Annotated in this window: 21 protein-coding genes and 2 pseudogenes; 22 read left to right on the top strand and 1 reads right to left on the bottom strand. The window is 48.4% G+C overall.

Annotated elements, in window-relative coordinates; genetic code table 11:
* Position 1: 1 nt before the first annotated feature.
* From DCX48_18135 to pilV, 9 genes and pseudogenes are all read left to right on the top strand, one after another.
* Positions 2-1,666 (top strand): PilN family type IVB pilus formation outer membrane protein, encoded by a 1,665-nt coding sequence (locus DCX48_18135; protein ID QXE16260.1) that lies wholly within the window; start codon positions 2-4, stop codon positions 1,664-1,666.
* A 10-nt stretch (positions 1,667-1,676) separates the two neighbouring features.
* Positions 1,677-2,987: a hypothetical protein gene (locus DCX48_18140; protein ID QXE16261.1), complete on the top strand. Its 1,311-nt coding sequence runs from the start codon at positions 1,677-1,679 to the stop codon at positions 2,985-2,987.
* Positions 2,984-3,484 carry a type IV pilus biogenesis protein PilP gene (gene pilP / locus DCX48_18145; protein QXE16262.1) on the top strand — a complete coding sequence of 167 codons (501 nt, stop codon included), beginning with the start codon at positions 2,984-2,986 and terminating at the stop codon, positions 3,482-3,484. Before DCX48_18140 ends, pilP begins: the two co-directional genes overlap by 4 nt.
* On the top strand, positions 3,484-5,043 hold the full coding sequence (locus DCX48_18150) for a pilus assembly protein (GenBank protein QXE16263.1): 1,560 nt from the start codon (positions 3,484-3,486) through the stop codon (positions 5,041-5,043). Before pilP ends, DCX48_18150 begins: the two co-directional genes overlap by 1 nt.
* A 131-nt stretch (positions 5,044-5,174) precedes the next feature.
* Entirely contained in the window at positions 5,175-6,212 is a 1,038-nt protein-coding gene (locus tag DCX48_18155; GenBank protein QXE17298.1) for a pilus assembly protein, read from the top strand.
* Between the two features lie 55 nt (positions 6,213-6,267).
* Positions 6,268-6,873, top strand: a complete 606-nt coding sequence (locus DCX48_18160; protein ID QXE16264.1) for a pilus assembly protein PilX — start codon at positions 6,268-6,270, stop codon at positions 6,871-6,873.
* A gap of 6 nt (positions 6,874-6,879) precedes the next feature.
* A complete protein-coding gene (locus tag DCX48_18165) occupies positions 6,880-7,398 on the top strand; it encodes a pilus assembly protein (protein ID QXE16265.1) in 519 nt (172 codons plus the stop codon).
* Complete coding sequence (locus DCX48_18170) at positions 7,395-8,054, top strand: potassium transporter TrkG (protein QXE16266.1); 660 nt, start codon at positions 7,395-7,397, stop codon at positions 8,052-8,054. The genes DCX48_18165 and DCX48_18170 overlap by 4 nt, the downstream gene beginning before the upstream one ends.
* 13 nt (positions 8,055-8,067) lie before the next feature.
* A pseudogene (pilV, locus tag DCX48_18175) lies at positions 8,068-9,213 on the top strand (shufflon system plasmid conjugative transfer pilus tip adhesin PilV).
* A gap of 2 nt (positions 9,214-9,215) precedes the next feature.
* Here the strand turns inward: pilV and DCX48_18180 are convergent.
* Positions 9,216-9,470, bottom strand: a pseudogene (locus DCX48_18180) (shufflon system plasmid conjugative transfer pilus tip adhesin PilV).
* Between the two features lie 58 nt (positions 9,471-9,528).
* On the opposite strand from DCX48_18180, the gene DCX48_18185 reads away from it, so the two are divergent.
* The 13 genes from DCX48_18185 to DCX48_18245 all read left to right on the top strand — a co-directional run bounded on the left by DCX48_18185 (position 9,529) and on the right by DCX48_18245 (position 19,499).
* Positions 9,529-10,656, top strand: a complete 1,128-nt coding sequence (locus DCX48_18185; protein QXE16267.1) for a site-specific integrase — start codon at positions 9,529-9,531, stop codon at positions 10,654-10,656.
* A 727-nt stretch (positions 10,657-11,383) separates the two neighbouring features.
* On the top strand, positions 11,384-12,184 hold the full coding sequence (locus DCX48_18190) for a hypothetical protein (GenBank protein QXE16268.1): 801 nt from the start codon (positions 11,384-11,386) through the stop codon (positions 12,182-12,184).
* 144 nt (positions 12,185-12,328) lie between these two features.
* Positions 12,329-13,531 carry a conjugal transfer protein TraF gene (locus DCX48_18195; protein QXE16269.1) on the top strand — a complete coding sequence of 401 codons (1,203 nt, stop codon included), beginning with the start codon at positions 12,329-12,331 and terminating at the stop codon, positions 13,529-13,531.
* A 75-nt stretch (positions 13,532-13,606) separates the two neighbouring features.
* Positions 13,607-14,047 (top strand): plasmid protein, encoded by a 441-nt coding sequence (locus DCX48_18200; protein QXE17299.1) that lies wholly within the window; start codon positions 13,607-13,609, stop codon positions 14,045-14,047.
* A gap of 66 nt (positions 14,048-14,113) precedes the next feature.
* On the top strand, positions 14,114-14,413 hold the full coding sequence (locus DCX48_18205) for a hypothetical protein (protein ID QXE16270.1): 300 nt from the start codon (positions 14,114-14,116) through the stop codon (positions 14,411-14,413).
* Between the two features lie 31 nt (positions 14,414-14,444).
* The gene (locus tag DCX48_18210; protein ID QXE16271.1) at positions 14,445-15,143 is read left to right on the top strand and encodes a DUF2786 domain-containing protein; all 699 of its coding nucleotides are present in this window, start codon (positions 14,445-14,447) and stop codon (positions 15,141-15,143) included.
* 97 nt (positions 15,144-15,240) lie between these two features.
* On the top strand, positions 15,241-15,615 hold the full coding sequence (locus DCX48_18215; GenBank protein ID QXE16272.1) for a hypothetical protein: 375 nt from the start codon (positions 15,241-15,243) through the stop codon (positions 15,613-15,615).
* 102 nt (positions 15,616-15,717) lie between these two features.
* A complete protein-coding gene (locus DCX48_18220; protein QXE16273.1) occupies positions 15,718-16,593 on the top strand; it encodes a hypothetical protein in 876 nt (291 codons plus the stop codon).
* Positions 16,594-16,602: 9 nt separating this feature from the next.
* A complete protein-coding gene (locus DCX48_18225) occupies positions 16,603-17,316 on the top strand; it encodes a TIGR03759 family integrating conjugative element protein (GenBank protein ID QXE16274.1) in 714 nt (237 codons plus the stop codon).
* Complete coding sequence (locus tag DCX48_18230) at positions 17,295-17,903, top strand: lytic transglycosylase domain-containing protein (GenBank protein ID QXE16275.1); 609 nt, start codon at positions 17,295-17,297, stop codon at positions 17,901-17,903. The genes DCX48_18225 and DCX48_18230 overlap by 22 nt, the downstream gene beginning before the upstream one ends.
* A complete protein-coding gene (locus DCX48_18235; GenBank protein ID QXE16276.1) occupies positions 17,904-18,425 on the top strand; it encodes an integrating conjugative element protein in 522 nt (173 codons plus the stop codon).
* Positions 18,422-19,039, top strand: a complete 618-nt coding sequence (locus tag DCX48_18240) for a restriction endonuclease (protein ID QXE16277.1) — start codon at positions 18,422-18,424, stop codon at positions 19,037-19,039. Before DCX48_18235 ends, DCX48_18240 begins: the two co-directional genes overlap by 4 nt.
* Positions 19,023-19,499 (top strand): hypothetical protein, encoded by a 477-nt coding sequence (locus tag DCX48_18245; GenBank protein ID QXE16278.1) that lies wholly within the window; start codon positions 19,023-19,025, stop codon positions 19,497-19,499. The genes DCX48_18240 and DCX48_18245 overlap by 17 nt, the downstream gene beginning before the upstream one ends.

Here is a 19,499-nt window from a genome sequence, read left to right on the forward strand (position 1 = left end):
GATGTCACAATTTACTCCTCATTTTACTTACCGGAACGTTGCGTTGGCATTGCTCGTCTCTACGGTCCTGAATGGTTGTGCTACCAAAGGATTTCGTGATGCGGATGATCAAGCTGAGCGGGATATCCGGACAGCTGAGCAGTTGCATGGATTATCTCTCAAGCAGCCTTCCTCACCTTCACTGGTCTGGGTCGATGAGCCCTGGGTTAATCCCCGTCCTATTCGTGTCAGCGCTCGCGCGCAACAGGTTAAGTTGCCGCCATGCAGCCTGACATTGATTATTGATGGCAGCTTGTCTTTGTATGAAGTAGGGCAGCGTATTACCCGCAGTTGTGGGTTCCCTGTCGTGATAACGCCTGATGCCATGAGCGCGCTGTCCGGTCCAGCATCACAGGGAGGCGTAGGGGCGACTCGCGCTATCCAGGGGGCGCTTCCTCGTCCAGATGAAGGTGGGCGTCCCGCACTTGGTAGTATTGGCGGCGTAACGTCTACTCAATCATTTTCACCGAATATCGGTGCAGGGCTGATTACGGATATTAGTTGGGAAGGGGAGCCGCTAGGCGGGGCGTTGGATCAGATTACCTCTCGCTTGGGACTTAACTGGAAATTCGAAAACAGTCAGGTGGTGCTGTATTACCTGGATACGCGAACTTACCGTCTCAAGGTTCTCAATGCCGAAACGGCGATGAACTCTAACTTAACGGGAACCAGCAGTTCGACAGCCGGTGGTGATAGCAGCTCGGTCAGTGGCAGCCAAAATTCCGGACAAAGCACGAGCGTCAAGCTGGAAAGCAAAATTCATAATGATATCGGTCAGTCCATCAAATCGATGGTCAGCTCATCCGGAAGCTGGCATCTGTCTGGTTCAACGGGCGAACTGGTTGTGACAGATGTTCCCCAGGTATTGGATAGAGTCGAGAGTTATATCGACAGCCTGAATGTGCGTATGAATCGGATGGTCAAGTTGATGGTGAGCGTCTATTCGGTTCAGCGTAAGGGCTCCAGCCAGACATCACTGGACTGGTCTGTCGTGGGTAAGCGTCTCGATCGCTTTGGCTTAACGTTGGCGGGTACGCCAACGGCAACTACCGCTGTTTCATCTGCGGGTATCAATGTTGTTGATGGGAAATTTGCAGGAACAACGGCGTTATTCCGAGCGCTAGAGACGCAAGGCAAGGTGTCTGTTGTGATGGCGCATGAGGCGACGACCACCAATCTGGTCCCCGCACCGTTTCAGATCGCAGGACAAATGGTTTACCTGAGAAACCAGAAGACAACGGTATCTGAGAACTATGCCACAACCGATATGGAGCCAGGAAGTATCACTACAGGGACGCAAATGACGCTGTTACCGGATATTCGCGATGAAGGGGATATTCAACTGCAATTTAACTTCAGCCACTCCGATCCGGCACAATTACGCCGTGAATCGTCTGAAGACGGCAGAACTAAAATGGAGATGCCGTATACCACCGTACGTAGCTTAAGTGAGCGGGTTAACCTGAAACCAGGTCAGACCTTGATCGTCAGTGGCTATAACTCCCGTAATCTGACTGCCTCTCGCGAAGGGGCATTTGATCCTGACGTCACTGTCGCCGGCGGTGGTAAATCCAGTGAGACGGATGACGTTACGCTGATTATCGCTGTTACGCCCGTGCTGATGTGAGGACGATAACGTGATTACTGTACCTCATGAAAATGGTGGGTTAATTGCGGGATTACGCTGGGAACCGATGTCTGAAAAGGCTTCCCGGCGATTTGGACGCGATGTGTTATCTCTGAAGCTAAACCCCATGCGCGGGCTCAATAAAGGGGCCGATATTCATTCTGGTGCGCCAGCGGTCACGGGCGCTTGCCCATGGAGGCCTGGGCGGTTGTGGTCACTTGCCGCACTGGCGACGAGTTGGACAGGGGAGAATGGGTATGGTGTTGTCCAGCTCGGTGACGACGAATTCGTTTTTTTAGCGACCATCAGTGGCATTCCGGCACTTAACGGCGACATCTGCGGTACGCGCGACGATATGCTCGCTATCACCAGTGAATTTATTGCGCTCACTCCAATACCAGATACGGGATGGAATGTCGCCTCCACACCTGAGGCACCGGCGGTACCTGCTGATATCCTGCCGTCGCGACGTCGCGACTGGCCTGCGCGTTATCGACTGACGTGTCCTGCCAGAATGCGGCGGACCTTATTGATTAGCGTGCCGGTGCTGCTTGTGGTCGGCATTGCGGGGATGTGGGGTGTGCAGTACTGGCAGAACTGGTCTGCCCGTCAGGCCGAGGCGGCAAAAGCAAAGCTGGCCGCTATGGCAGTAGGGGATAGCGAGTTTTCTCAAAAAGAAAAACGTGTTTTGCCCCATCCGTGGGCGATGCAGCCATCGGCTCAGGCGTTGCTAACGGTCTGCGAACGTAAGTTGGACGCACTTCCCCTGAAATTGGGTTTTTGGCCGTTGTCCTCTGCCGACTGCCGGGCAGATGGTGTCATGACGACATGGGTACGGGAAAAAGACAGCCGATTGGCGACGGTCAACCGTCTGATCCAGGCTGTGCAGTATCTTCCTGGCTCTCCGGCTGTTTTTATCGATGAGAGCGGGGATACCGCGCAGATTGCATTTTCCTATCCCGCGCTTCCGGGCGGTGGTGACGATCGCGTGATTGACAGCGAACCACTGCGTCGGCGGTTGCTGAGCTTCTTTCAGTCTCGGGGTATCCAACCCTCACTTCAGAGTGTTCCTCCAACATCAACCCCGCTGGATGATCAGGTTGTATGGATCCAGGACTGGAGCACATTTGCTTTTTCTCATACCTCTCGTTTAGCCCCCTCATTCCAGCTTGCAGGATTATCTGCCGTGGGACTCCGTTTGACGCGCATCGGATTGAAGGTTGAGGGGCGGGAGCGGTCACTGACCTGGTCATGGGATGGTACGGCATACAGTCGTGCTCAGGCCCAGGGCAGCGTTGCATCAGAAGGAAATGCACCATGATGAAAGTTTTTTCCCTATTTCCGTTGCTGTTTACGGCATCGGTATTGGCTTCTGATGTGACTGAAATCAGTCCCGTTCCTTCTGGAGGCGTCCTTGTTTCTGATGAGCCAACCGTCGAGACGCTAAGAGCCGTTGAGCTGGAAATTGATTTGATAAAAACACAGCAGGCGAAACAGGATGCGCAGAACGCCCTGGCGGAAAGCCGGCTGAAAGGACAAACGCTGAAGAATCGGCCCGATATTTCAGCCATATCTGGTGTTGGGCTGGGTACAGCGAACAAAGGCGCTGGGGTAAGCCTGGCTATTACGGCCGCGCGTTTGAAAGAGATATGGAGTGAAAACAGGAAACTCCGCGCGGCTGCTGAGTTTAACGGTCGCCGTATCGTACTTCAGCCAGGAGATACCTGGCCTGGTAGTGAACATCGCGTGAAAAGCATTACGTCACGTGGTGTTGAACTTAGCAACGGACAGGTAATCCAGACGGGGGTAGCACAATAATGAAGATGGATGTTCACCAGTCAGCCGATGCAGATTTAGCCTGTCGCGTGCCTGGGCAGTACCGCGAGGATATTGCACTCACGCGTCTTGATAACGAGTCTGTGAGTGTACGTGTTAACCGAGAAATTCGTGAAGAACCGACGTTCGTCAGCTGGTTTGCCGGGCTGCGTCGTGCCGGATTGAAGCCATTACCGCCTGAGTTTGTGATGAAAAGCGAACTCGGTCAGGGGGGGCTGGCGAATACGCATGACGTGGAAGTGGGGATCAGTGGGGCACAGCGCGATGTGCGTCGGATGTTTCGCGACGTCATATCGATGAGCGCCTCTGATATCCATGTACACCTTGACCGTCGCCAGGGAAGCAGGATCCGTACCCGGATCAATGGGCTGTTGTACACCATCCGTGAACCGGATTTTGAAGAAGGCGGGACATTGTTGTCGACCATGATGGAAAGCATGTGCGACACCAAATCTCAGGGATATAACCCGCGGGTTGCTCAGGATGGGCGCGTCAAACCGGAGTTTCTGGCAGACATGAACCTGTATGCTGCGCGCTACAGCCATCGCCCAACCGATGACGGTGGCGTTTTTGCGGTGATGCGCCTAATTGAAGACGATCGCGGACGTATCAGAACGCTGCAAAGCTTAGGCTATCAGCCGGAGCATGAAGCGGCGCTGGAAGAAATTGAATTGACATCACAGGGGTTGATTGGCCTGTGCGGGACTACTGGCTCCGGTAAATCGACAACGCAGAGGGTCCTCGCTGGTCGATGGCTGGCCAGAAATAACGGGCAGGTCAGCCTCCAGACCCAGGAAGCGCCGATAGAGGGACTGATTTTTGGCGCAGTGCAGTGTGCTGTAAACACTGACAACCTCAGTCTGCATCAGGCGGGGGAAGCCTGGGCGGGTAGTGTTGTGATGTCCCTGCGTCTTGATCCGGATGGAATTTATACTGGAGAGGCTCGTGATTATGCGTCAGCGTACGCCGCTCTGGAAACGTCTATCAGCGGTCATCCCGGCTGGTTTGGGCTCCACTGTACCTATCCGCTGGATGCATTGACCCGTATGCGTAACTGGGGGATTGATGCACGTGAGCTGGCGAATCCGACCTATTTTCGGGGGTTGATTGCCCAGACGCTGGTGAATACGATTTGTCCGTCCTGCTCATTACCGTGGTCTGAAGCTCTTGAACTACAGATGATCCCTCTCCCGCATCAGACGCTGGCCAGGCGCATGTTTAATGCGGATGAGCTTAGTCAGTTACGGTTTCGTAATCCCGACGGCTGTGAACATTGTACGAAGCAATTGCTGGGAACCGCGATTAACCAGGGGATCGGTGGGCGAACCCTGGTTGCAGAAATCGTACGCCCCGATCGTCACATCATGAAAAGCTGGCTGGATGAGGGGAGTTTTGTGGCTCGTCGGCGCTGGATTCAGGCAGGCGGATTTAGCCGTGGACAGCATTTACGGCGGCTGCTGCTGGCTGGCCAAACTGATCTGGTGATGGCCACAGAGCACCTAGATCCGGATGAAGATCGCGACTTTATGGAGTGCGCTTAGCCATGGTGACATTGCTGATAGCTATCTTCTGTTTGTTGCTGGTTTTAGCGGTTTTGCTGTTTTTATCCGTGACCTGGGCACCAATGATGCGCCGGACGTTTTGGCTGACAGAACGAATTAAGTTTTGGCAGATGGTGCGTACATTCTGGCGTATGGGTATGCCGCAGGCAGAAGTTTTCGACATCATGCGGGATATTTACAGTGATAACGGGAAGCGGCGTAATCGCGGCAGCCTGCTTTGCCAGCAACTGAGTGATGCGGTCAGCAAACGTACGTTTGCTGAGATGAACTTACCTGGCCCACGTGATCAGATAGCCACACCAGAAGACGTTCTGGCGGCATGGTGTTCACCACTGGAGGCGGTGCTTTTTCGGGTGGGGAATGCCTCGGGCAATATGTCTGAATCGTTGGCCCAATCCATTAGTTTGCTGAAATATATTCAGCAAATACGCAGTGCCATGGTTCCAGCATTAGGCCAAATGGGATTGGTCATGTGCTCTATACCAGGGATCCTCTACGGCGTATCGCAACATCTGTTGCCCGCAATGTCCAAGCTGATCCCCGAGGAGCGCTGGACGTTACATATCATCATATTGAATAGCGTCAGTCGTGGGATGCAGGAGCACGGGGCCGTTCTATGTTTTGTCATCGGCATTATCACTTTCAGCATTATTCGCAATCTTCCGAAGCGTGGGGGGGTTATCCGTCGCCATTTTTTCGAATTCATTCCGCCCTGGTCAATCTACGCCACACTGCAAGGCGCGCTATTTATGCTCAGCGCCGGCTCATTGCTGAAAGCGGGCATGCTCTCACTGGAAGTCCTGAATACGCTTAGCAAGCATGCTTCACCGTGGCTGGTCGCACGCCTCGATGCGGCAGCTTTTCGTGTGCGCAGCGGTCGCAATTTGGGGTCGGCACTCTATGAGAGTGGCTATAACTTTCCGTCCAGAGAAAGTGCCATTTTTCTCAGTCGTGCAGGTGCCAGTCGCGATATTGCCGATGTACTCAATGACTGGGGGCAGGAGCAGATGCCCGTTGCACTAGAGCGGATCCGGTCACTGAGTAACTGGCTGACCTTTGGTCTGGGCGGCATCATTGGTGCTTTTCTGATTTACGTCATGTTTGCCGTAGTGGGGCTGACGATGACATTAAGTTCTCAGGGGTTCTGACCTGTATTACGACATCCCGTTTTTTTAATACTAATTATTCTCAAGAGGTTATTGAATGGAAACGTCTCTGGCTACAACTCGCCGCAAACGCGGCATTGCACCGTGGCTCATCGCCCACTATCGCCCTGCACGGGGCGGCAATTTGAAAGATGCCATTATCGCGTTAGTGGTCGCTGCTGCTGTCGTTATTCTTGTCTTTCAACTGGGTTCTTATTTATGGGGGTTGTATCAGAATAGTGCGACCCAAACGGAAGTGACCACAATGCTGGAGCAGTCTCGCAAGCTGAAGAGCAGGGCGGGGTATACCGGGGCGTCAATGGCAACGTTACGTGCAGTTAATGGTATTCCTACATCGGTCGATCGCACGGGTGATATTTATTACAACCGCTACGGCGGAACGTATTCTCTGGCTCCTGCCAGGACAAACGGCTCGGCATTTAATAACTCGGTTTCGCTGACATTAACGGGTGTGTCTGAAGGAGGGTGTGGCGATCTATCGCAGATGTTCCTGAACGCCGGGGAGTCTATCTATTCTGTCACTATTGGCAGCACAGCGATGGTGACGGCCAATGTCACCACAGGCACATCAACGGCAGCGACGATGATCGGTACGCAATGCGATGGTGGCGATAAAACCGTCATTATTACCACGTCTCGTTAATTAATCATGGCCAATATGTTGCTGCTTATCACGGCTATCTTGCTGGCTTATTTCCCGGGCAACAGCGTTGCTCAGGGCAAATCCCCGGCAAAATATACGGTGCAACCCTGGGTGGCCTGCATTAATGCTGCGAGTGTGAAATATTTCATCGACACATTGCTGATTGAAGCGGTGATGGAACAGGAAAGTAGCTTTAATCCGCACGCTGTTAATCGGAGTAACTCGGATGGCAGTGCGGATTACGGTCTGATGATGGTGAACTCAGGCAATATCCCGAAGCTGATTCGAGAAGGCATTATCTCGACAGAGCAGGATCTTCTGGATAAGCCGTGCCTGAATATTCAGATTGGTACCCGATTGTTGGCATCCCATTTTCAGGTCTGCGGCATAACCTGGAACTGTTTAGGGAGCTATAACGCCGGGTTCGGTGATAAGCGTCATCGACTTCGTGAAAATTATGCTGACATCATCTGGAAACGCTACGAACGGCTGTTGCGTGAACGTCGGGGTATTGTACTGAAATGACGCTGACGCTATTTCTTTCTTTGGCCCCTGTGCTCTTTGTTGGATTAGCCATAGTCGCTTGGCTGGCATGTCAGCATGTGCGCTGGTTTGCTCGTTTTTTGGCACTACCGCCCGCGCCGGTACTGAATGGGATGACTCTGTTGTTTATCGTTATCCCATTCTGGTTGGTCAGTCTGGCATCACTCTATGTTCATGGTGCCAATCTCTTTCCTCTACTGATGCTGGCTGGGCTGCTTGCGTGTGCAGTAGCTGACGTGGAACGAGAATGGTTACCGGACAGCTATACCGTGCCGCTGTTTTTTTTCTCTCTGTATTATTCACCGTTGCCGGCCTACATCATTCAACCGGTGATGTTGATGTCTGCCATGGTCGTGGTAGCAACGCTCATCACTGTTGTTATTCGACCGTCGCTGGCCCCCCTTCTACCCGGACGGGGAGACATCATGCTGTGGCTGGTTTTGAGTGCCTGGGCAGGGGTCGCTGGAAGCGTGATCCTGTTTATGTCCCTGACTGCCGGTGCGCTGACGATGCAACTGACTGCGCGTGATCATACGCCGCTTGGCCCCTGGATTGCCGGATGTGGTGCTCTAATTATTCCCTTCACGACGGATATCCAGCGATTAATGGATCGCTTTATGTTTACGCTCTGGCACTGATAGAGGTGGCCTTATGTTTTCGATAATCACGTCATTACAGGGGCAATTGCGACGCGGCATATTGCGTCAGCCTGCTCGCGGTAGCTTAATCAAAGATTCAATCATCGGTGTGATGGTTTTTATTGCGTTGATTGGCCTGGTCACGCAGGTGATCAGCAATTATGTGACAGAGTTGCATTACCAGACCGTTGCCCGTCATGCCAGTAAAGTATCCCAGGCTGCTGGGAAGTATGTGTCTGATAAACATGATGCCTATTTATGTCAGTTGGCCCCTGCCACCTGTACGGCGGGGATATCCACACCATTACCGCAGCCGTTCACTGCTCAGACATTGATTGATGCGGGATACCTTGATGAAGGTATGGGCACAACAACGATGGACAGGCAGACCTATCGTTTCGGGGTGAGAGCGCGGATGGTGAATGGTTCAACAAAACCGGCACTGGAAGCGTTGATGGTCACCGCGGGTGGCGAAGCGTTGGACGAAGGTGGTATTCGTCGAGTTGCTCAGCTCATCGATGGGATGGGCGGTTTTATCAGCGATCCAAGCCTGACTGAGTTGGGTGGACAGGCGAGTACGGCGTATGGCGCCGAATTATCCTGGTCCCTTCCCGTCACCCCGTTTGGGTTAACTGCAGAACCTGGACATATTGCAGTGGCCATCAATGGCGGCCTGATTGGTGGTTTGGATAAAGAAAGCGATCGCCTTTATCGCTTCAGTAGTGATGCTCATCCGGAATATAACCAGATGAACACCGCTATCGATATGAATAGTAATAACATCAATAATGCTGAACAGGTAAATGCGAATGAGGTGAATGCTGCGAGATTTGTGGCATTGGAGAGTAATGGCTTTTTTGGCTGGCGTAATGGGAACGATATTCAAGCCTGGCTGAAATGGAATAACGATAAACAGAAAGTCGAGCTGAAGAACGCTGGCTTGAATGTCGAAGGAGACATTACTTCAGAAAAAAGCGTTAGTGCTGCCGATGATGTCAGTGCTGGTAAGTTGGTTGTCGCTGACCAATTTTTGTACCAAAAGACCGTTGTTGTTTCCGGCGATTCCTGTGATGCGGTGACGCTGGGACTGGCATCTATCAGCGATACAACTGGCCTGATAGGCCATGATAGTACTGGCGCGATACTTACTTGGCAAACTGATTATTCACACATTACAACTGACTGAAAACAGTTATTGTCGCCATTAGAGTTCGTCACCCATTGTGTTGTATTTAAAGGATAGGAGCTATCTGGAGAGTTCTTCCCCTGACCATACCAACCTAATATCCATCCTCCGGCACCGACTGTTTTTCCCGTTGGACAAGTGGCAACTGACCTGGTAGTCGAAGAACAAGTTGTGTTTCCGACCACGATTGTTTTGTCCGTTATTTTTATGCCAGTCCACGCACCGGATTGCCAATTAGGCAAACTGCGGTATTGTCTTTCCCTTTAAATTTAGGGACGGACATTTCTGATGAAAAAACGTATAAAAAAGATACTGCTAAGTAAGGCGCTGGATAAGTATTTTTCTGCCGTGTCGCGGCATAAAAGAGGTCAGTTACAGGAGTTTTATCGAATAAATGTTATCAAAAGGTCATCGCTTGCTGACAGGTACATGGATGAGGTCTCATCAGTCGATATTGCTAGCTACAGGGATGATAGGCTGGCCCAGATTAATCCTCGAACAAAAAAAGCTATCAGCGGCAATACCGTTCGTCTTGAAATGGCGTTGCTCTCGGCATTGTATAATTTGGCTAAAGTTGAATGGGGAACATGTACAACTAATCCCGTTGAGAATGTAAGAAAACCAACGGTTTCTTCGGGGAGGACGCGCAGGTTAGCTTCTCAGGAAGAACGGAAAATAATGCGTTATTTTAAAGGTAAAAACCCTGAATTATTGGCAATATTTCGTTTGGCTGTTGAGACTGCAATGAGGCAGGGCGAGATATTGTCATTACGTTGGGAGCATATAGACCTTCGACTCGGTATTGCTCACCTGCCATTAACGAAAAACGGCTCTGCACGTGATGTACCATTGTCTTCGAAAGCACGCGAGGTACTGAAAGATATTAGTGAGCTTGTTCGGCACGAATGCGGGAGTGTTTTTTCCTATACTTCAAGCGGTTTTAAAAGCGCGTGGCGTATTGCATTGCAGTCCATGTCTATTGAAAATCTCCATTTTCACGATCTTAGGCATGAAGCTATCAGTCGCTTGTTCGAGTTGGACACGTTGAACGTTATGGAAATCGCAGCAATATCAGGGCATAAATCCATGAATATGCTAAAATGGTATACTCATCTCAGGGCGACTCATCTTGTCGGTAAACTCGATGCACGTAAGAAACAGGCACAGAAACTAATTTCGATTTTCATACCGTACCCAGCGGATATCGAAGTTCATGATAGTGGGAGGGTAACAATGACATTTTCTGATTTTGATGATTTGGCGGTAACCGCCCCAACATATGATGATGCGTTAAGAGTAGCATCTGTTGAATTACTCAGATTTCAAGCGATAGCTGCAAAGAATGGCGAAAGGCTCCCTCCTCCTGGTCATATATCTGTCAATATGAGTGAACGCATACTGATCAACCCACTCTAAATCTGAAGAGGCGATATTGAGTTAAATATCGCCATTTCTTTAAGCAGTTTGCATGCTTTGGGTACTTATTCCCCCATGTGGCCACTTATGATTTTTGTATTTTTGTTTGTCGTATTTATTGTTCTGTACTGCCCCATTTACTTTTTTATATGTCTGCTTGTGCCATTCAAAGGATTTTCTGTCTCATATATGAAGCATAGGAGAAGACGGTATGCAGTGGTTCATGTTTCATTGTTTTCTAGAATTGGGCACCTCAACAAAAATCAGTTGAAAAAATTTAATACTGCATTCGTCTCTACATTAGACGCGGCTCTTCAAAACAAAAGAGAATCAGTCATTTTTCGCTCTCATTTGATGAGAACCTCTCAGGTGCAGTTAGCTGAGAATGTCTTATCTAAGTGTGGTCGCCGTTACCGAGTATCGACTGTGGCGTTATCAAGAGTGGAGCGGGTAGGGATTATATGCCAGACATTTTTACAAGAATGGCGACTGGTAACGATCCCTCATAGAGGGGTAATGATTGTAGTTATGGCGCGATAACTTTTAGTTGGGATGGTTAATTTACCGTGGATTGAATAAGTACATTACTTTAATGTGATCGATACATTAGATCGAACCGATCGATTTATTTTGTTGTACACGATTAATTATGTTGTTTAATCTCGTTTGTACATTAAAGCGAATTACTCAATTACATTGAAATGATTTTTACGTGGAGTCGTAGTGAATGAATCCTACATATACTGCGTTAATTGCACTGTTGCGTTCAGGTGAGAAGGCATTCCCTGAAGATGATGGTAAATATGATGGTAGTAATAGCCAGTTTTCGGTAAGAATCAAGCCTGAAAGCAGAGCGTTTCTTGATATGCATGCTGAACGTATGGGGGTCTCTAAGTCAACACTCTACGGCATTATTCTCGAGGGGGTGCTTTCTGAAGCCCGAACATCAACGGCTGATAAAATGATGGGAGTTTATGAGCGTTTTTGTTTGTTAATGGATGCATTCGGGTTAAGTGCTCTGCAGCAAGCTCAACTATTAGCACCATTTGGTATTAGCCAGGGGGCATTATCCAGTGCTGAGCGAACACTGGATTTGTTGAATCCCCAGGTGCTACATCAGTTGGCTTTATGGTTTGAAATCGATGTGCAATGGCTGCTTTGTGAAAAAAACTATCCGATGTCGAATAACTACTTTTTTGACAATGACTTTTTGAATCATGATGTTTTGAGTGATGACATTGAGGTGGCCTATTTTCGTGCGGTGGGTAACTATGAAGTAACTTTAGCTTTTACAAAAGAATGGAAAGATATTCAGGGCATCATTAGGATCCCAATCATTAAGGTTTATCGTGTCTTGAAAGAATGGGAGGTTGATTGTCGGCCCGGAGAAAAAACAAAAAGTACTAGGTATCTAACTTATTCGCAGAGACAAGTGGAATCCTTGACTTTTGGTTCCGTATTTCCAGTTATGATTGTTGATAAATATCAAGTTGAATATCAAAAGCATCAAGATTGGCGAGTGGGTTAGTTTATAAAATATTTTAATAATTAATGATGTGCCAGCATCAGGGAACCTTTTGTTAAAAAATAATAAGTGAATGTTGTGCCAGCGCCAGGGAATATTAAAAAACATAATCATAAATACTTTTATTTAATATATAGGAAATAACGAATGAAACCTTCATTAATCACACGCAGTTTTATTATTGCGGGGATCAGTGCAGTTGCTGCTTCAGCTAACGCTGCAGGAACATGGACTGAAGCTCGTAACGACGCGATGGGTGGAACGGGAGTTGCGTCTTCACACTACAGTGCAGCGGCGTTGGTTAACCCTGCATTGCTGACAAAATTCGATAAATCTGATGATTTCAGCCTGATTTTACCTGCCGTGGGTGCTCAGGTCTCCGATCCGGATAATCTGCAGGATGGTGTCGATCGTATCGACAACGACTGGAAATCGTTTGAACGTGCTGTCAACGCAGGGGGGGATACCAGCCTGTCGGCTGCCAAATTACGCGCATCACTGCAAGACTTGTCTGGTAGTCATGCGAAAGCGCATGCCGGCGCGTCAACGGTCGCGGCAGTTCCTAACAGCGTTCTGCCATTTGCAGTTGTTGCAAAGGGATGGGGAACAGCTACAGTCAAGACCAATGTGACAGATAGCGACCTCCAATGGCTTGATGGGGTGTCAAACGGTACAGCCAACGGCTCTGACCTGAGTTCATTAACGTCATCTGCTAATGGCCGTGCAGCTGTCGTTGCAGACGTAGGCGTTGCGATGGCACGTGAATTCAACGTCGGTGGGTTCGCATTCTCAGCAGGCATTACACCGAAAGTGCAGCGCGTCTATACATTCAATTACAACGTTGCGATCAATAACTACGACAGTTCGGATTTCCGTAGTAGCGATTATCGTAACGATAAAACGGGCGCCAACGTAGATGTGGGTTTTGCAACCAACCTGAGTGATAACTGGATTGTTGGTCTTGTCGGTCAGAACCTGGTTGCTCGCAGTATCGAGACGAAAGAAGTCAACGGCGTCAAAGATACGTTCAAAATTAAGCCTCAGGCAACGCTGGGAACCGCATACAGCAACGGTTTCTTTACTACAGCTCTCGATGTCGATCTGACTCCTGCTAGCCGTTTTAACTCCGACAAAGATAGCCAATTCGTTAGTGTAGGTGGCGAGTTGAATGCCTGGAAATGGGCGCAACTGCGGGCAGGCTATCGTACTGATATTCATGACAGCGATAACTCTTATTTCACTGCTGGCATTGGCTTGTCCCCGTTTGATGTTGTGCATCTTGATATCACCGGCATGGCAGGAACAGACAGAACGTATGGTGCAGTCGCGCAACTGACGTTTACATTCTGATGCTGAATAAGGGGCTATTTGCAAATAGCCCCTTATCTATCGATAACAGATTGGGGAGAGTAATTGATGAGCGACATCGCTGAAATGACAAAAGAACACGTTCTGGCTCGCATTATTATACTTAACAGTTTTCAACGAATGATTAGGCCTTCCAGTAAATTGGAACAAGGCCAATTCGTTGTGACCGGTCCTAATTTTCAGGGGGATGATATGCATGTCGGATATTGTGTCCAGGTGCGTAAGGGCGTTGGTCAATTTGGCTCTGACATAGTTTTTCTGCGCCATTCCAGTGGTTCTTTAGTTGCCCATGAGAATCAGTGTTACCGCGCTATGAATGCCGAACAAGAGGGGCTTGCACGCTCAGTATTTGAGGTTTTGCCAGAGGATGAGGAGTATGAACTCGGCTATAGCGATTGTGATAAAGTCCACGAAATCGGTTTTGTTATAGAACATTCAAATTCTCTCGGCACACCTGATGTACCGTTTGTCGTTGCAATTAAAAAACACAATGATTGAATGAACTCCATATGTATCTGTATGGGAACAGCATTAAAAATCACAGAGAGTACAGGAACGAAGTGAATGATAGGCATCATACTACTTAGTATTATTACTGCTGCTATTTATTTCTGGATCGAAAACGGTGGGGGTCGGCGTTTCCATATCAGATTAGGGAGATTTTTTGAGCAAAATGCATTTTATCTTGGCATGGTGATTATTGCATTTTATTTTGTTATATCTTTGTTTTTTAATCATTCCGAGAATGATTTTTATTTAATAAAAGGTTTGGATTCTATTGTTGAAATTCTTATTAACTGCTTGTTCTGGCTTGGTGTGCTGGCCATTACTATCGGTTTTTTGATGCGAAAAAAACCCAATTAAAATTAGTTATCACTATAACTAGTGTTGAGTAATAAAAATGAATAGCGAAGAAGATAAATACATAGAGAAAATTCAAAAACTCCTCCATTTAGCAAAACGTAGTACGAATGAGCATGAAGCGGCTAATGCTATTAGCCAGGCTCAAAACCTAATGCATAAATTTGGCCTGAGCGAGTTGGACATCGATCTGAAGTCGATTAAGGAATTTCAGAGTGAGTATTGCCCGTCTGATGCGAACAAACTCCCTGAATACGTGGTCAGTTTGGCCAATATGCTGTGTTATGCATTTGGTGTGTATTGTTATTACACCTGGACGCGGAACCATCGACGTTCTGTTGCATTCTACGGTCCGACAGAACGACCGCAGATTGCTGCATATGGGTTCGATGTATTGAGTGTCCAGTTAGTTAAAGCCCGTAGTGAGTTTATTGCCTCACAAAACAAACGCATCAAACGCAGTACTAAAACCAATCGCGCAGATCAATTTTGTGCAGGTTGGGTAAGTGGCGCCTGGAATACTATCAGCCGGTTTGCTGTTGAACCAGAAGAGCGACAGCTAATGTCTCTGTATTACAAGCAAATTTCCGAGGGGTTTGGCAAATTGGAAAACCGGGAAGCGAAAAGTTGTCGTGGTGATGATGATGCATATCACGCCGGCTATCACTCAGGTAAAGATGCTCGGCTGCACCAGGCAGTAAATGGGACATCAGTAGAGAAAATTGGAAGGTAACTCAATAGTCTTAAATCTGGGTAAATTGGCACTAAAAAGCTTCAGCTTCATGCGTTACAATTTGTCGATATTTTCAGTGTAGATAAGGATAGCCTGGATGCTCAAAACACCTCTTGTGATCGGCTCGATTTTACTGACTTCCCAATTTCCAGCCAACGCTGATGTAAACTGGCACGTCGGTGATTTTGTTCGTCAGACACAACGCTGGGATGAAGGCTCAAACCAATTTTTGTCTGGAGCCGCTGAAGGTGAAGGAGAGGGTTGCTGGCAAATTACCGCCACAACACCAGAACGTATCGCTCTGAAGCTGATCAGCGGGCATTTTAAGCCATGGTGGTCTGATAAACCCATAGCGATAGGTGAGTCAGATGAGTGGTTTGATAGCGGAATATATAAAGAAGCCAATCCCAATATGCCCCCGTTGTCTGAGATAAAAGCGACATTCTCAACGGTCGCCTCCTGCAAGCCTTAGTTTAAATTTCCCAATCTCAATATTCAGTTGTTTGTCGTCTCTTGTGCCCGGTTTTTGCAAAGTAATGGTGAAAACCGTTAACCAAAGGCAAGGATTTGAGGCATGACAACTGAGTCCTCCGTTACAGACACCGTACTTCCCCCTTTATCTGAAGCTCAAGAAGCCGATCCATTCGCTGAAGAGGTCGATGCACATTACGCAAAGACTTCCTCCGCTGATGTTGCTGCACGACGTATGGGGCTCTTCGAACGAGGGGAGTCTACCGATAAAGGTAACCAATCTTCGCGGCTGTCATGGCTCTTTAAAAGCCTGCTTGTTGTTTTATTTTTTGTTCCGTTAGCCGTTTCTGTCGTGCTGTTTCTAATCGTCCAACAGCAGAGTGTCCAGTTGGACTCGCTGGATGCCGCATTTCGGCATGGTCAGCTTCAGCAACTGCCGACAGAGATACAAGAATTGAAAATTAAAGTTGGCGAGCTTCGAAGTGAATTTATCACTGTGCAGGAGTTCGATACGTTCCGCCAGTCTCAGCAGAGTCTGGCTCGCACACTGGATGAAAAGCTGAATCAGTACATTAAAAACGCGGAAGGGCAATCAGCTATACCTGAACGCCTGGTACTCCTTGAACAGCGAATTAATGGTCTCCAGGGAACAGCAGATGCGCATGATAAACGTATTTCCTCTTTAGCCTCTGACTGGCAAAACAGATTTGAAAAGTTAGCGCCTCAGAAGGCTACCCCTGCAAAAAAGTCTCAACGGGTGACTAAACCCGTACCTGCCCCTTTTGCATTAACCAGTATTGAACATCGGGGAGGGCAGCAATATGCCGTCATTATCCCCCATTCAGCAGGTAATCGCTGGTCAGATCTACGAATGCTAACGCCTGGTGAGTCTGTTAATGGCTGGACGTTAGCCAGTATTGACGGAAATCAGGCGCGTTTTTTGGTTAATGGGAAATCTCAAATTCTCACATTGCAGTAAGGAACCGTTATGAGATTGAAAGCAATGGCGATGGTGCTTGCTTTGGCAGGAACGGCACACGCCTCAGTTAATACCAGTATTCATGTTACACCTGAAGCGAACTCACAAACCCGAGCTGTTGATCAGGGATTATCCCGCCTTCAGTCAACGCAATGGGGTCTTACTGATGACGAGTGGGCGCGATATCAGGACATGATTCGAGGGAAAACCGGTATTCAATCCCCCGGGTTGGATCCGTTAACCACGCTAGGTATTGAAGCTCGCAGTGATGCAGAACGGCGGCAGCTAGCAGAGAAGTGGGTTAAAGAAGAATACCAGCGAACTGAAAAGATCCTGAAGTTTCAACGTGAGGTTGACGCTGCTTGGGAACGTATTTATCCGAATGCATTGCCCGTCAATATGGGTAACGCGGGTGGTATTGCGCATGATAATGGCGGCAGATTGGCACTATTTATGAAGGCTAACGATTGCGGAAATTGCAATACGCGCCTTGCTGCTGTTCTTGCTGATAATCGCCCAGTTGATATCTACCTAGTTGATAGTGGCGGGGATGATAACAAACTGCGTGAATGGGCCAGAGAGCGCAATATCCCTGCCGAGCGGGTACGGAGCCGTCAGATCACATTGAACCATGATGGTGGTCGCTGGATTCGGTTTGGCAATGGCTTGATGCCAGTATTGTTGCAACAGGGAGAAGATGGATGGCGCGTTGCGGCATTCTGATGCTGATTATATTCAGTATTTTCTCTGCCAGTGTTAGTGCGTCACGACAGTCAGTGCCTGACGGGTATCAGCGTGTTGCGTATTTACATCAGGTTCCGCCTGAGCTGTTCTATGCACAATCATTACAGGAGTCTAGCCGCAAGCTGCCTCATGGCGTTCGTCCCTGGCCCTGGAGCATTAATGTCCAGGGGAGGAGCTATCAATATGACAGCCGACTGGAAGCCTGGCAGGCACTACAACGTTTTTTGAAGACGGTTCCACATAAAAATATTGATGTCGGATTAGGGCAGGTTAACTGGGGTTGGAACGGTCGTCGTTTTGCAAACTCCTGGGAGGCGTTTGAACCCTATACCAATCTGAATGTTTCGGCTCAAATCCTACGTGAATGCTACGAGAGAAAGCCGGACAGTTGGTTGCGTGCGGTTGGTTGTTACCACCATCCGGCCGGTGGTGCCCCAGCGGCAAGATACATTTCTGCGGTACAGCACAAGCTAGCCATGATTGAATCTTCGACAGCAGCTTCCCCCCTTCCTGAGATTGCTCATGCTACTCAACTTGTCTGGATCGAACCCCGGAGCGTCAAATAAATGAAAATTATTTCTGTATCTGCGCTGTGTGTGCTGGCAATCCCATTCTTTGTTCATGCGGAGCTGAATGTTGTCGCTGATCTGGGGGGGAAAGATGCCGCGCCTTTCTTTGAGAGTATTAATCGCCAGGGCAACGTCGGTAGCAATAATACTGAAAGCAGTACCTGGCAAGGCCAGCCGGGAGAAGGCGCTATGCTGCCGATTGTGACATCAGAACTGACCATTGGTATTGAAACGCCCAGATCTCTTAATTTGCCCGGCATTGGTGCGTTATTTCTCATTGGAGACGATCCGGCGTCGCGTTCCTGGCTACAGATGAATGCTGCAAAACTGAGTCAAATGCATGCAGTTGGCTTAATCGTCAATGTAACGGATATTGCTGCGGTTCAGTCCCTGCGCTCACTGGTTCCTGATGTGCAGATGGCTCCTGCGTCAGGCAGTGAGTTAGCTCGTCGATTACAATTGCGGCATTATCCCGTGCTGATCACGGAGACCTCTGTATCTTCAGAGGTACAACCATGATCCCACAGCGTCCATATCTGACTGAGATCGCAGAACCTGCCTTGAGTGTTGTGCCTATTCTTTTTTTCATTCTTACTGTTGCCGTTATAAGCATGTTATTCCGCTGGCGTGGCAAAGCCAGCGAGCGTCGCCACCGTCGTTATCGTAAAACTGCCGAACGCTTGTTAAAAAGACTCCCCACTTTGGCAGGCGATGCGCAGCGTTTTTCTTATCTCCGCCGTGTTAATCCGTATGTGTTTGAAGAACTACTTTTGCTGGCAATGGAGCGTCAGGGGCTAAAGGTGATTCGCAATGCATCATATAGCGGCGACGGTGGATTGGACGGGCAAGTCTTTATTAAAGGGCTGCGTTGGCTAATCCAGGCAAAACGTTACAGCAGAGCGATAGACCCCGCGCATGTCGAGGAATTCTCGGCATTACTGATACAACATCGGTGTTGCGGACTATTTATTCATACCGGACGAACCGGAGCTAAAAGCAAGCAGCACGCAAGTTCAAGTCATAACAATACGTTTCCCCTTTATATCATCAGCGGTCAACAATTACTTGCTTTGTTGGCTGGTAATCCAAATTGGATAAACTTAAAAGGTAGTGAATATGAAAGTATCTATTAATTATGGATATATCATGTCGTTTGCAAAAGACCTCAGCACCATGCTTTATCGAATGCTAATTATGTGGCCGAGCCTTATTGTCGGATCATTATTGTTTTTATTTTTTTTTATAGGAGCATTGAAAGGGGATGTTGAGCGTATTTATCTGAATGTTTTATCGTCTCAGGCACAGGCCTATCAAACAGCCCCATCTGGATATATGAATATACGAGACTGTGTCGAATTACCTATTGAGCTGGAGGGGGGGTATTTCGGTCAGTGTGTTAATAAATCAGTGGCATTATCAGAAATCGCTCATCGGGATCTTAAAAACGTTAATAGCTTTTATTGTTTTCTCGTTCTTATCTCAATGTGTATTGAGGGAGTTTATCGTTTCTGGCTATCCCATAAGATGAGTAAAGGAGTATATGGATATGGTCACGGAGGAGCTGTTTCAGCAAAGCAGCGCTGGGATGAGTGA

The sequence above is a fragment of the Pectobacterium atrosepticum genome (genome assembly GCA_019056595.1).
Classification (GTDB): Bacteria; Pseudomonadota; Gammaproteobacteria; order Enterobacterales; family Enterobacteriaceae; genus Pectobacterium; species Pectobacterium atrosepticum.